Below are 12,463 nucleotides of genomic sequence, written 5' to 3'. Positions count from 1 at the left end.
GTTCGTGTGAAACCGATCGCGGTTCGTTCGTCGACGTTCGGAATCGACGATCGCAGAATACTAACGGTGTCGCCGACGACAGAGACGGATGACGACCCGGTCCCTCCCGGACGCGGTTCGCGCTCGGGCGAAGACCTACTTCGAGAACGTCGCCCCCGCCCACGACTGGCACCACGTCCGGCGAGTCGCTACGCTCGCGGAGACGCTCGTCAAGGAGTACGACGCTGACGAGACGGTTCTCTTCACCGCGGTCTGGCTCCACGACATCGGGCGAGAGCGGGAGGACCGGGGGGAGATAGACGACCACGCCGAGTGGGGCGCGAGGGAAGCGAGACGGATCCTCGCCGAGTTCGACCGCGACCGCGAGTTCGTCGAAGCCGTCCAACACTGCATCCGGGCGCACCGCTTCTCGAACGACGTGGAACCCCGGACGCTGGAAGCGAAGCTCCTCTCCGACGCCGACAACTTGGACGCCCTCGGCGCGGTCGGAATCGCGCGGAACTTCTGCTACAGCGGCGAACACGGCAAACCGTTGTACGACCCCGACCGACCGATAGAAACGGACGACACGCGGGCCGGTTCGACCGCCGTGAACCACTTCCACAAGAAGATTCTCCGGCTTCCGAAGCGAATGTACACCGACGCGGGCCGGGAGTTGGCCGACGAGCGCCGGGCGTTCGTCGTCGAGTTCGTCGACCGCTTCGAGCGCGAAGCGACCGGGGAGCGCTGACCGAGGACGGAAGACTGAAAACTTTTCAGCCCTCCGGCGCACGACGTGCTATGGACTCCGACGAACGAGCTATCCCCCCGGAGGAGGCGTTCTCCCTCCTCGGGAACGACACCCGAATCGACATCGTTCGGGCGCTGTGGGAGGCCGACGAACCCCTGTCGTTCTCCGAGCTTCACGACCGGATCGCACTCCGCGACAGCGGTCAGTTCAACTACCACCTGAACAAGCTCGTCGGGCTGTTCGTCCGGCAGAAAGACGGGAAGTACCAGCTTCCGTTCGCCGGGCACCGGGTCATCGGGGCGATTCTCTCCGGAACGTACACCCGCCACGGGGAATCGGCGACGTTCGAACTCGATACGCGGTGCATCGAGTGCGGCGGGACGCTGGAGGCGGAGTACGAGGAGGAGATGGTTACGGTTCGCTGTTCGTCCTGCGACGAGCAGCGGGCGATGTTCGGGTTTCCGCCGGGGGCCTTCGAGGGTCGGAGCGTCGAGGACCTCCCACGAACGTTCGAGCGGTGGCTCCGCAACGCGTTCTCGGTCGCGGCCGACGGAATCTGTCTGAACTGCTCGGGGCGCACGGTCGGGGCGCTCGTCACCGACTCGGAGCACTTCGGCGACGACCAGACGGCCGGCGTCGAGTTCGTCTGCGAACGCTGCGGCGATTACGTGTCCGGCAACGTCGGAACGTACCTCCTCCAGCACCCGGCGGTCGTCGCGTTCCACTACGACCGCGGCGTCGACCTGAGCCGAGACTCCGCGTGGGAACTCGAATGGCTCGGCGAGGACGACGCCCGAATCGTCTCGGAGGACCCGCTGTCGGTCGAGTACACGGTCGAACTCGGCGGCGACGAACTCGAACTCACCGTGGATAGCGACCTGAAGGTCGCCGTCCGACAAGGGTAACTGACGTTACAGAAGCGCGTTTCGGCCGGCGCGTTTACAGAAATGTATTTCTGCTAACATATATTCGGGGAGGACGCCTGCTCTCGCCCATGCACTCCGTGTTCAGAAATCGGGCGTTCGCCCGACTCTTCGCGGGTCGGTTGATAACGAACGCGGGCGACAGCGTCTACGCCGTCGCGGCGATGTGGCTCGCGTTCGAACTCGGCGGTTCGTCGTTCTACACCGGGCTGGCGGGCTTTCTGACCATGTTCCCGCAGACGCTCCAGTTTCTCGTGGGACCGTTCGTCGACCGATGGCGGCTTCGACGAGTGCTGGTCGCGACGCAGGTCGCGCAGGCGATACTCGTCCTCACCATCCCGCTCGCCGCCGCGACGGGCCGGCTTTCGGTCTGGGTCGTGCTCGTCGTGATGCCCGTCGTCTCGCTCCTGAACCAGTTCGTCTACCCGGCGCAGCAGGCCGCGCTGCCTCGAATCGTCGACAGAGACGAACTCGTCGAGGCCAACTCGGCGTTCTCGTTCGCCTATCAGGGCGTCGATTTCGCCTTCACCGCGCTCGGCGGAGTCCTCGTCGCGCTGGTCGGCGCGGTGTCGCTCTACCTCGTCGACTCGGTGACGTTCGCGGCCGCCGCGCTCGTCTTCCTCACCGTCCGCGTTCCGGCGGCCGAGAAGTCGGCCGAGAAGTCGGACGACGGGGACGGGGGCGTCACCACCGCCGTGGACGACTATCTCACCCGGCTTCGGGAGGGGATTCGCTACGTTCGCGGGTCGGTGCTCGTCTGGCTGCTCGCCGCCAGCCTCGTCGTCAACTTCACCGTCGGCACCACGATGGCCGTGCTCCCGGCCTACGCGAACGCGAACGGCGGCCCCGACGCGTACGGATTCATGCTCGCCGGCATCGTCGGCGGACTGCTCGTCGGGTCGCTCGCGGCGACGCCGCTGAAGCGGTTCTCGCTCGCCAGCCTGAGCGTCGCCGGGTTCGCCTTCGGCGGGGTCGCGTGGCTCGCCGCGGTCGCGGTTGGCTGGTTCCCGGCGACCGTGGGGCTGTTCTTCGTCGCGTGGATTCCGGTCGGCGCGACGAACGTCATCTTCGCCGCGATGATACAGTCCGTCGTCCCCGAAGACCTCATGGGGCGCGTGGCGTCCGTGAACGCCAGCGCCTCCGCGGGCGCGATGCCCGTCGGGGCGCTCCTCGGCGGTATCGCCGGCGACTCCGTCGGAAGCGGCGCGGTCGTGACCTGCGCGGGGTTCGGTTTCGTCTTCCTCTCGCTGTACTGGCTGGCACACCCCTTGCTCCGCGGCCTGTCGACGGTCGAGGACATCGAGGGCGAGCGATACGGGCTGGCCCGCCCGCCGCGGGCCGAATCGTCGGAATCCTTTTAGGCCGGACTCGCCTACTCAGATGCAACTATGAGCATGGGTTCGGACATGTACCGGCAGCAGATTCTCGACCACTACCGGAACCCGCGCAACTACGGTGAACTCGAACAGCCGAGTTTCACCCACGAGGGGGTCAATCCCTCCTGCGGCGACGAACTCGAATTCGACGTGGTGCTCGGGGACGACGGCGAAACCGTCGAACGCGTCGCGTTCCGGGGCGACGGCTGCGCCATCAGTCAGGCCAGCGCGAGCATGCTCTCCCAGAAGCTCCCGGGGATGACGCTCGCCGAAGTCGACGCGATGGACAGGGACGACGTCATCGACATGCTCGGGGTGGAGATCAGCCCGATGCGAGTGAAGTGCGCGGTGCTCGCCGAGAAGGTCGTCCAAGACGGCGCGGAGATCTACGAGGGGGAGAAGGAACTCGACCGGACGACGACCGAAGACTAGATTCCGAACCCGAGAGCACCGTTTCGCCGCGATTCTCTTCTTTCGCTCTCTTCTCGACGGAGCGGCGAATAACCCTACCCGGCGAGGTCGTAGTAGTCGGCGAACACTTCGACCGTCGCCTTCGAGAGGGCGAGGAGAATCGGTCCGACGAACAGTCCGATGGCGCCGAAGACGTACGCCCCGCCGAACACCCCGACGAGAACGGTGGCCGAGTGGAGCGACGACGCCCTGTCGATGACGAGCGCCCGCAGGTAGTCGTCGGTGGCCGCGACGACGGTCATCCCGTACACCATCCACGACACCGCCGCGAGCGGCCGACTGACCGTCAGCAAGTAGACGGTCGCACCGCCCAGCACGGGCGCGACGCCGATTATCGGAACCATCGCCAGAAACATCATCACCATCGTCCCGAAGGCGGCGTTCCGAACGCCGGCGACGAAGAAGGCCGATTCCGGACACGAATCCCTGTACGACGGCGACGAAGACGTGCCCCTTCAACACCGCCCACGTCGCATCCTCGGCCTCCTCGTACAGTTCGTCCTGGACGGGTCGCACGAGCGGCGTGACCCGCTTCGCCCACCGGACGAGCTCGTCGCCGTCCTTGAGGCGATAGTAGAGGAGAAACAGGAGCAAGAGGATCCCGAGAGCGGCGTGGAGACCGGAGCGCGCGACTCGCGACGCTCGACCGGTTGCCGCGCTGGCGAGTCGGTCGAGGAGCCGCCCCACCAGCGCACCGACCTGGATTTCGAGACCGAATCGACGCCGGAGCAGTTCTTCGAGCGGTCGAAACGCCGGTAGCTCTCGCATCGAGGTCGGGACGTTTCCGACCTGTTCCAGCGCGGTTCGGAGGAACAGCCCGGTCGGAACGACGACGAGCGCGACCGAAAAACAGACGAGCGCGAACGCGGCCACGCGCTGGCCGACGACCGGAGCGAGCCGCCGCTGCGCCGGATAGAGGACGAACCCCAACAGCATCGCCGCGAAGACGTAGCTCAGAAACGGTTCGACGATGAGAACGGAGAGCGCGACGAGGATGCTCGTGAGTACGACGGCGAAGCCGGTACGAGCGCGCATATTCCGCGGCTAGGGTCTGTCGGCGAAAAGGCTGCGGGCCGGTTCGTCGGTCGCCGTCTATTCGGGCTTCAGCCCGCCGTCCTGCACGCGCATGACCGCTTCGCCGTCCGCGAGGTTCGGCGCGTCCACGAGGCGGACGATACGCTTGTCGCCCTTCGACTTGCGGAGGTACATCCGGAACGTCGATTTGTGACCGAGGATGTTACCACCGATGGGCTGGGTCGGGTCGCCGAAGAACGAATCGGGGTTGGAGGAGACCTGATTCGTCACGACCGTAGCGGTGTTGTAGAGGTTGCCGACCTTATCCAGGTCGTGGAGGTGTTTGTTAAGCTTCTGCTGGCGCTCGGCGAGCTGTCCGCGACCGACGTACTCGGCGCGGAAGTGGGCCGTGAGGCTGTCCACGCAGAGGAGGCGGACGGGCCACTCGCTATCTTCGTGCTCGCCTGCGAGCTCCTGGGCCTTCTCCGCGAGGAGCATCTGGTGGTTGGAGTTGAACGCCTTGGCGACGTGGATTTTGTCGAGGACGTCGTCGATGAGTTCGTCCATCGCCGCGTCGTCATCGGGCGACCCTTCGATTTCGCGGTCGTCCATGGCGGCCTGAATGGCCTCCTCCGGGAGTCCGCGAACCATGTCGTCGATGCGCTCCGGGCGGAACGTGTCTTCGCTGTCGATGAAGATGGTGCTCCCGCGGAGACCGCCCTGTTCGCGGGGGAGTTGGACGTTCACCGCGAGCTGGTGGGTGACTTGCGACTTACCGGCACCGAACTCGCCGTACACTTCCGTGATGGACTGCGTCTCGACGCCGCCGCCGAGCAAGTCGTCCACCTCGTCGATCTGCCAGCTGAGTTTGCCGATTCGCTCCCGGCGTTCGAGTACCTGTGAGCCGGTTTCGAAGCCGCCGATGTCGGCTTCCTTCCGCGCGGCTTGGATGATATCAGCGGCGGTGCTCTCGCCCACGTCGGCGGTGTTGCCGAGTTCGCCGGGGCTGGCGACCGCGAGACTTTGATAGGAGTCGAATCCTGCATCGTTGAGCTTTTCTGCCGTCGCCGGGCCGACACCCGGCAGCGCTTCGAGGTCTGCGTCTGCCATCGTACCTGCTCCTTGTGCCCCCCATCATATAAACCCCCGTTAACACCGGACCGAAAGTGAAAATGGAAGACGGAAACGAGACGTCCGAGGGAAGAGGTGGCAAGTTTTAGAGAAGAGGCCGCGGTAGTGTGCGGACTACTGCCACGGATGTTCGCCGGAGCGGTCGGGCCAGAGGGGGTACCAGTACTCCTTGTCGGACTCGACTTCGAGTTCCCCGTCCAAGTTGCTCTCCAGTTTGAACTCCGCGGAGGAGTCGCGGTCGTGGCCGGACGTCGGCGCGAAGGGGTAGTACGCCCCCCTGCGGAACGAGTACACCCAGTAGACGTAGTTTCCGTCGCGCCGGAATCCGAAGAGCGCGGCGAGCAGGCGCGACCCGTACCCCTCCTCGACGAACGTGTCCGCGGCGAAGTGGAGGCTGGTCACGAGGTCCTCGAAGTCGTCGTCTTCGAGGATGACCCACGAGTAGCCGTGGTCGTCCTCGTGCGCACGCGCCTCCGTTCCGGTTTCCTCCTTCCCGGCTTCGAGGATCGCGTGCACCTCGTCCACCGCCTCGCGGAAGTCCGCGCTGTCGACCTGCGAGAAGCAGAGCGCGGCCATCCCGACCGGTTCGTATCCGAGGTCGGCCTCCATCGTGACGTAGGCAGTGCTCATGCCGAAGAGGTCTTCGGGGTCGGCGTCGCGTCCGGCGTCCGTCTCGGCGCGAATCCCGAGCACTTCGCGGAGTCCGTCCAGCAGTCCCATGGCGAAGGGGTACGGGCGCGAGAAGAAAAAGGGGGACGGTCGTTAATAGGACTCCATCTCGCGCTCCATCTCGCGGAGTCGCTCGACTCGGCGCTCGGTGCTCGGGTGCGTGCTGAACAGTCGCCCGATGAACCCGCTCCTGATGGGGATGATGAAGAAGGCGTTCATCTCCGCCTCCTCGCGCAGGTCCTCTTTCGGCACCTTGTCCATCCGCCCGTCGATGGTCATCAGCGCCGAGGCGAGCGCCGAGGGCTTCCCGGTGATGGTCGCCCCGCCGCGGTCCGCGGCGAACTCGCGGTAGCGCGAGAGCGCCCGGATGAGGATGTAGCTGACGATCCAGACGACGAGCGACGCGAGGATGGCGACCCAGATGGGCGCCTGGTTGCGCCGGTCGCCGCCGCCGAACAACCAGCCCCAGCGGACGACCATGAACGCGATGGTCGAGAGGAACGACGCGATGGTCATCACCATCATGTCGCGGTTCTTGACGTGCGCGAGTTCGTGGGCGAGGACGCCCTCCAACTCCTCCTGGTTCAGCGTCTGCAGCAGTCCGGTCGTCACGCAGACGGCGGCCTTCTTCTGCGAGCGGCCGGTGGCGAAGGCGTTCGGAACTCGCTGGTCGGACACGGCCACCTTCGGTTTCGGCAGGTCGGCCTGCTGCGAGAGGCGGCCCACCATCGCGTGCAGTTGCGGGTACTCCTCCTCGCTCACCTCGTGTGCGCCCATGCTCCACAGCGTGAGGCGGTCGCTGAAGAAGAACTGGGCGAGCGAGAAACCTCCGAACACGAGCGCGATCACCAACACACTCAGCCTCATGTATGCGAGTACGCCGATGAACACGATGTATAGCGCGAACAACAGGAACATCGTCAGGCCCATCCTGGCACGAAGTCCCCAGTCTGCTTTCCACTTCATGCCCCAATCTAGGCATTCCGACCGTTTATAAGTATTCGTCGTGAGTGCGAGAAAGTGGCACGCCCGGCGAGCGAAACGGACGAGAACCGACCAAACCTGTTGTTCAAATCTGGGTGAAAATGCGCCACAGCGGCGCGAACGCCGCCGAAATAGATGGTTTCTCCCCCGGGGAGCCAGAACGTTTACCCACGAACGCGGATTACGAACGAGCATGTCTACCTACGGACCAGCGAGGGTACGGCGATGACCGGGACGGCTCTCGTCGCCGGGAGTCTCGACCGTACCGCCCGGTGGCTCGCGGTTCATCTCGCGGAACGGGGGTGGGACGTGACCTGCGTCGGTCTCTCCCGAACGGAGTGGGAACTCGAAGAGCGTCGGGGGCTTTCGTTTCGCACTGCTGACCTGACCGAACAGGTCGAGATGGCGGACGTCGTTTCGAGCGAGAATCCCGACGCGGTCGTCCACTGGACGCCCCTCCCGTCGCCGGAGCGCCACGCCGGGATGCGCGTCTTCGAGAACAACGTCATCAGCGCGTACAACGTTCTCACCGCGGCGGGTCGGGCGAACGCCCGCATCGCGTGGGCGTCGAGCGAGAGCGCGTACGGTTTTCCGCTCTCCGGAGCGCCGTCGCTTCCCGAGTACCTACCGCTGGACGAGTCGTATCCGCTCCGTCCGGAAGACCCGTACGGAACGTCGAAGGTCGTCGGCGAGGAGATCGGCAGGATGGTGGCCCGTCGGTACGACGTTCCCGTCGCGTCGATTCGCGCGTCGTGGGTGCAGTTTCCCGGCGAGTACGACTGTCTCGACGCCCGGAGCGACCTCGCGGCCGGGGCCGGTAACTTCTGGTCGTACGTTGACGTTCGGGACGTCGCGACCGCCATCGAGTGCGCCATCGCGGCGGGGTTCGAGGGTCACGAACCGTTTCTCGTCGGCGCGGAGGACAACTATCTCGACCGACCCATCGAGGACGCCCTCCGCGAGTTCTTCGGCGGACTCCCCGACGAGTGCGGGGTCACGGGGAACGACTCGGCGCTCTCGACGGAAAAGATTCGGTCGATGCTCGGGTGGCGACCGACCAACACGTGGCGCGACTCGATGGACGAGAACAGCACCATCCTCGCGTGAGCGTTCTACAGGTTTAAAAGTGAGAGCGCCCTACGCCCGGTAATGACCGAGTCTCGGGAGTTCTGCCCGAACTGCGGCGAACCGCTCTCCGTGGACGCCGCGGAACGGGACTATCCGGCGTCCGCGTCCCGCCGAGAGCGGAAGCTCTGTGACGCCTGTTACTTCGACCGCTTCGACCTCGTGGACGCCCCGGAGCGAATCGAGGTACGAGTGTGCGCCCAGTGCGGTGCGGTGTATCGAGGGCGACGCTGGGTGGACGTCGGCGCGCGCGACTACACCGACGTCGCCGTCGAGGAGGTGAGCGAATCGCTCGGGGTCCACGTCGACGCGGAGGACGTGTCGTGGCAGGTCGACCCCGAGCAGGTGGACCAGAACACCATCCGGATGCACTGTTACTTCTCGGGCGTCGTCCGCGGGACGCTCGTCGAAGAGGAGGTGGTCGTCCCCGTCAGAATCTCCCGCCAGACCTGCACCCGGTGCGGTCGCATCGCGGGCGACTACTACGCGAGCATCGTCCAGGTTCGGGGCGTCGACCGAACGCCGACGCCGGAAGAGGAGCGGCGCGCCCGCGAGATAGCGAACGAGATAGTCGCCGACATGGAGTCGACCGGCGACCGAAACGCCTTCGTTACCGAGATGGACGAGACGCCGGACGGGCTGAACATCAAGGTCTCGACCAACAACATCGGCAAGAAAATATCGAACAAACTGGTCGAGGAGTTCGGCGGCAACGTCTCCGACTCTGAGACGCTCGTCACGGAGGACGAGGACGGCAACGAGGTGTACCGCGTCACCTACGCCGTCCGCCTCCCGCCGTTCACGCCCGGCGACATCATCGACCCGGACGACGACGGAGGGCCGGTGCTCGTCCGAAGCGTGCGGGGGAACCTGAAAGGCAGGCGAATCACGACCGGCGAGGAGTACGAAGCTCGATTCGAGGACGGTCACGCCCCCGACGCTCTAAAGCTGGGCACCCTCGAAGACGGACAAGAGACCACCCTCGTGGCGGTGGAGGACGAACGCGCGGTGCAGGTGCTCGACCCGGAGACGTTCCAGACGAAGACCATCGCCCGCCCCTCGTACATGGACGAGGACGCCGAGACGGTGCCGGTGTTCAAGAGCCGTACCGGTCTCTACGTGGTGCCCGATGCGTAATCTCGCCGCGCTGGTCGAGAAATCGCGCGCCGAGGACGCCATCGACGACCTCGCGTCGGAAGGCGTCTACGACGACTCCCGAAAGGTGCGCGAGCACGACGACGAGACGGTCGAACTACCCGTGACACGGGCGCCGGAGACCACGCCGGTTCTCGACGTCGTCGAGCAGGCGACCGCAGAGCGCCGTCTCCCCGATTTGGAATCCCGCCTCCGAGCGCGGGGGTGGTCGGACGACGAACTCGCTCGCGCGCCGAACTCGTGGGCCGTCGTCGGAAGCGTCGTGCTCGTGCGGTTCGGCGACTGCCCCCGGAGAGAGGAGGTCGGCGAGGCGCTCCTCGAACTGCACGGGGAGGCCGACACGGTGCTCGCGCGCGGCGGCATCTCGGGCGAACACCGCGAACCGGAGGTGACGGTCGTCGCGGGGTCGGGCGACACCGAGACCGTCCACACCGAGCACGGGACGAAGTACGCCCTCGACCTGCGGGAAGTGATGTTCGCTCCGGGCAACCAGCGCGAACGCGTCCGGATGGGCGAGGTGGTCGAACCCGACGAGCGCGTGTTCGACATGTTCGCCGGAGTCGGCTACTTCGCGCTTCCGATGGCTCGCGCCGGAGCGCGGGTGACGGCGGTGGAGCGCAACCCGACCGCCTTCCAGTTCCTCCTCGAAAACGCCGTGTTGAACGACGTGACCGGCAGAATCGACGCCTATCGGGCCGACTGCCGGGACGTGGACGCGAGCGCCGAGCGCGTCGTCATGGGATACTACGAGGCCCACGAGTACCTCGACACCGCGCTGGCGGCGCTGGAACCCGGCGGCGTCCTCCACGCGCACGAGACGACCCCCGAGAATCGACTCTGGGAGCGACCCGTCGAGCGAATCCGGGAGGCGGCCGGCGAGCGCGGGCGCGAAATCGAGGTGCTCGACCGCAGGCGGGTCAAGAGCCACAGCGAGGGCGTCTGGCACGTCGTCGTGGACGCGCGGGTCGAGTGACCGAAGATTTATTCCCCTCGAACTATCGTCTTTCGTATGGAAAACCTCCGACAGAAGCTGATATCGCTGTTTTTCGTCCTGCTGATGCTGAGTTCGGCGGTCGCCTACACCGTCACCCTGTTCTGACCGGCGTTCGCTACTCGGTGTCCCACACGTCCGCCATCGGGCTCTTCCGGTCGCGCGAGCGTCGCGTCCGCGACTCGCCCTCCGTCCTCCGACCGGCGCCGCCGGCCCCGCTCCCGTCGCCGCCCGCGCCGCCGGGGTCGAACTCCGGCAGGTCGGGGTGCGACATCCGGTCCACCTGTTCCGCGAACCAGTCGGGCATGTCGGTGCGCGCGCGGTCGAACAACTGGAGGAGACTGGAGTCGGCGAGGTAGGTCGCGCCGTAGTCGTCGGGCGACCGAACGACGCGCCCGCAGGCCTGGATGACGGTGCGGAGCGCGGCCCGGTAGTACCACGCCCACTGGCCGTCTTCGAGTCGGTGGGCGACCCGCGAGTCGCCGGTGTTCAGGAACGGAGCCTTGCAGAGCACCTGCCAGCGCGCGAGGTCGCCTTTCAGATCGAGGGCTTCCTCCATCTTCACGGAGAGGAACACGTCCGAGTCGTCGGTCGCCTTCCACGCTTCGAGGTCGGCGTCGCGGGAGTCGCGTTCGTGGGCGCGGACGCGGTCGCCGACGCCGAACTCGCGGAGTTTCTCGGCGAGTTTCCGCTGGATGTGATAGGAGTGAGCGTGGACGATACCCTTCTCGTTCGGGTGGGCCTGCATGACGCGGACGACGGTTCGCGCGATTTTCGGCAGGGTCTCCTCCCGGCGCTCGTAGGTCATCTTTCCCTGCGTCACGTCGTACAGCGGGCGATTCTCGACGGGGAAGGTGTGGCCCACGTCCACGAGCGCGACGCGGGCGGGGTCGAGGCCGACCTGCCGGCAGAACGCGTCCTTGTTCAGGATGGTGGCGGAGAGGAGCGCGAACTTGTTCCCGCGCTCCCAGACGGTGTGCGAGAGGTAGCGCTCGGGGTTCATCGGCTTGATGGTGACGGGGCCGCCCTCCCCGTCGGGTTGGTCGACCACCCACTCCGTCGCGCTGTCGGGGTTGCGGTAGTCCTCCACGAACCAGTCCAACTCGGAGACGAGTTCCTGGAATCGGTCGCGCCGGGCCGCCTCCGGGGCGGTGAGTTCAGGCTTGGCGACGAGGTCGTCCTTCCGGCGCTTGCAGGTTCCCGCGAGGCGCTCGGCGTACTCCACCGCCCTGTTGAGGCCGGTCACCTCGGGAACCTTCAGGTCGTCCCAGATGGGCACCGTGCGGGGGTTCAGGTCGATGGTCGCGTACATCTCCGCCCACTCCGCGAGGCCGTGAGCCTCGTCGACGACCACCACGTCGCGCTTGCGGAACACCTCCGACCCGGCGGTGCGCATGAAGTAGGCGAGCGTCATCGCCGCGATTTCGCGGTTGCTGGCGATGGCGCGGTCGGAGAAGTACGGACAGCGGTGTTTCACCGAGCAGTCGTACCCCTTCTCCCGGGCGCAGGGCGCTCTATCGACGGGGGTGTCGCGCTCGCCCGGCAGGATGCAGGAGTAGTTTCGCTTGCCGCGGATTATCTTCAGGTCGTCGAGCAAATTATCGCTCGCCACGTCGTCCAGTTGGGACACCTGCGGCGTCGTGTAGTACGCCCCCGTCGCGTCGCTCGGCGCGGCCTCGTCCGCGCGGCGGGCGCACCCCGCGATGGAGCGCGCAAGGAGGGACTTGCCGCTCCCCGTCGGCGCGCGCACCAGCACCACGTCGTTACCGCCCTCGAAGGCGTTTCGAACGTCGTCGAGGGCGTCTCGCTGGTTGCCGCGAAAGGAGGGCGCGGGGAACTCGTCTATAATCCGCTCGGGGTTCACTGTTAGCCCAACGGCGAGGAGGGGCGTAAA

The 12,463-nt window shown here is 66.2% G+C and carries 11 protein-coding genes and 2 pseudogenes; 7 read left to right on the top strand and 6 right to left on the bottom strand.

What is annotated here, in order from left to right; translation table 11 throughout:
* Positions 1-88 precede the first annotated feature (88 nt).
* The 4 genes from LIX00_RS11415 to LIX00_RS11400 all read left to right on the top strand — a co-directional run bounded on the left by LIX00_RS11415 (position 89) and on the right by LIX00_RS11400 (position 3,461).
* The gene (locus LIX00_RS11415) at positions 89-730 is read left to right on the top strand and encodes an HD domain-containing protein (protein WP_227353310.1); all 642 of its coding nucleotides are present in this window, start codon (positions 89-91) and stop codon (positions 728-730) included.
* 50 nt (positions 731-780) lie between these two features.
* Positions 781-1,635 carry an ArsR/SmtB family transcription factor gene (locus LIX00_RS11410; RefSeq protein WP_227353309.1) on the top strand — a complete coding sequence of 285 codons (855 nt, stop codon included), beginning with the start codon at positions 781-783 and terminating at the stop codon, positions 1,633-1,635.
* A gap of 89 nt (positions 1,636-1,724) precedes the next feature.
* On the top strand, positions 1,725-3,014 hold the full coding sequence (locus LIX00_RS11405; RefSeq protein ID WP_227353308.1) for an MFS transporter: 1,290 nt from the start codon (positions 1,725-1,727) through the stop codon (positions 3,012-3,014).
* A 27-nt stretch (positions 3,015-3,041) separates the two neighbouring features.
* The gene (locus LIX00_RS11400; protein ID WP_227353307.1) at positions 3,042-3,461 is read left to right on the top strand and encodes an iron-sulfur cluster assembly scaffold protein; all 420 of its coding nucleotides are present in this window, start codon (positions 3,042-3,044) and stop codon (positions 3,459-3,461) included.
* A gap of 74 nt (positions 3,462-3,535) precedes the next feature.
* On the opposite strand, the pseudogene LIX00_RS25970 reads toward LIX00_RS11400, so the two are convergent.
* The 5 genes and pseudogenes from LIX00_RS25970 to htpX form a co-directional block, all read right to left on the bottom strand.
* Positions 3,536-3,892 (bottom strand): annotated as a pseudogene (locus LIX00_RS25970) (AI-2E family transporter); the annotation flags it as partial.
* Positions 3,893-3,965: 73 nt separating this feature from the next.
* A pseudogene (locus tag LIX00_RS26115) lies at positions 3,966-4,436 on the bottom strand (hypothetical protein); the annotation flags it as partial.
* Between the two features lie 156 nt (positions 4,437-4,592).
* Positions 4,593-5,624, bottom strand: coding sequence for a DNA repair and recombination protein RadA (gene radA, locus LIX00_RS11390; protein ID WP_227353306.1), 1,032 nt, complete (start codon positions 5,622-5,624; stop codon positions 4,593-4,595).
* A 135-nt stretch (positions 5,625-5,759) separates the two neighbouring features.
* The gene (gene pspAB, locus LIX00_RS11385; protein WP_227353305.1) at positions 5,760-6,365 is read right to left on the bottom strand and encodes a PspA-associated protein PspAB; all 606 of its coding nucleotides are present in this window, start codon (positions 6,363-6,365) and stop codon (positions 5,760-5,762) included.
* Between the two features lie 42 nt (positions 6,366-6,407).
* Positions 6,408-7,280 carry a zinc metalloprotease HtpX gene (gene htpX / locus LIX00_RS11380; protein WP_227353304.1) on the bottom strand — a complete coding sequence of 291 codons (873 nt, stop codon included), beginning with the start codon at positions 7,278-7,280 and terminating at the stop codon, positions 6,408-6,410.
* Between the two features lie 243 nt (positions 7,281-7,523).
* Here htpX and LIX00_RS11375 point away from each other — a divergent pair, with 243 nt between their 5' ends.
* From LIX00_RS11375 to LIX00_RS11365, 3 genes are read left to right on the top strand one after another with little or no spacing between them, the layout of a single operon-like run.
* Positions 7,524-8,405 carry an NAD-dependent epimerase/dehydratase family protein gene (locus LIX00_RS11375; RefSeq protein WP_227353303.1) on the top strand — a complete coding sequence of 294 codons (882 nt, stop codon included), beginning with the start codon at positions 7,524-7,526 and terminating at the stop codon, positions 8,403-8,405.
* A gap of 42 nt (positions 8,406-8,447) precedes the next feature.
* Complete coding sequence (locus LIX00_RS11370) at positions 8,448-9,560, top strand: 60S ribosomal export protein NMD3 (protein ID WP_227353302.1); 1,113 nt, start codon at positions 8,448-8,450, stop codon at positions 9,558-9,560.
* Positions 9,553-10,551: a class I SAM-dependent methyltransferase gene (locus tag LIX00_RS11365; RefSeq protein WP_227353301.1), complete on the top strand. Its 999-nt coding sequence runs from the start codon at positions 9,553-9,555 to the stop codon at positions 10,549-10,551. The genes LIX00_RS11370 and LIX00_RS11365 overlap by 8 nt, the downstream gene beginning before the upstream one ends.
* 136 nt (positions 10,552-10,687) lie before the next feature.
* On the opposite strand, the gene LIX00_RS11360 is transcribed toward LIX00_RS11365, so the two are convergent.
* Positions 10,688-12,433, bottom strand: coding sequence for a helicase C-terminal domain-containing protein (locus LIX00_RS11360; RefSeq protein WP_227353300.1), 1,746 nt, complete (start codon positions 12,431-12,433; stop codon positions 10,688-10,690).
* Between the last annotated feature and the right edge of the window lie 30 nt (positions 12,434-12,463).

It is taken from the genome of Haladaptatus salinisoli, assembly GCF_020614375.1.
Lineage (GTDB): Archaea > Halobacteriota > Halobacteria > Halobacteriales > Haladaptataceae > Haladaptatus > Haladaptatus salinisoli.
The sequence above is the reverse complement of the archived record's forward strand: the minus strand, read 5'-3'. Positions and strand labels throughout refer to the sequence as shown.

What these genes read in the sequence shown, in the direction of transcription:
- LIX00_RS11415 (WP_227353310.1), top strand. Translation starts at nt 89, where the DNA reads ATGACGACCCGGTCCCTCCCGGACGCGGTTCGCGCTCGGGCGAAGACC.
- LIX00_RS11410 (WP_227353309.1), top strand. Translation starts at nt 781, where the DNA reads ATGGACTCCGACGAACGAGCTATCCCCCCGGAGGAGGCGTTCTCCCTC.
- LIX00_RS11405 (WP_227353308.1), top strand. Translation starts at nt 1,725, where the DNA reads ATGCACTCCGTGTTCAGAAATCGGGCGTTCGCCCGACTCTTCGCGGGT.
- LIX00_RS11400 (WP_227353307.1), top strand. Translation starts at nt 3,042, where the DNA reads ATGAGCATGGGTTCGGACATGTACCGGCAGCAGATTCTCGACCACTAC.
- radA (WP_227353306.1), bottom strand. Translation starts at nt 5,624, where the DNA reads ATGGCAGACGCAGACCTCGAAGCGCTGCCGGGTGTCGGCCCGGCGACG.
- pspAB (WP_227353305.1), bottom strand. Translation starts at nt 6,365, where the DNA reads ATGGGACTGCTGGACGGACTCCGCGAAGTGCTCGGGATTCGCGCCGAG.
- htpX (WP_227353304.1), bottom strand. Translation starts at nt 7,280, where the DNA reads ATGAAGTGGAAAGCAGACTGGGGACTTCGTGCCAGGATGGGCCTGACG.
- LIX00_RS11375 (WP_227353303.1), top strand. Translation starts at nt 7,524, where the DNA reads ATGACCGGGACGGCTCTCGTCGCCGGGAGTCTCGACCGTACCGCCCGG.
- LIX00_RS11370 (WP_227353302.1), top strand. Translation starts at nt 8,448, where the DNA reads ATGACCGAGTCTCGGGAGTTCTGCCCGAACTGCGGCGAACCGCTCTCC.
- LIX00_RS11365 (WP_227353301.1), top strand. Translation starts at nt 9,553, where the DNA reads ATGCGTAATCTCGCCGCGCTGGTCGAGAAATCGCGCGCCGAGGACGCC.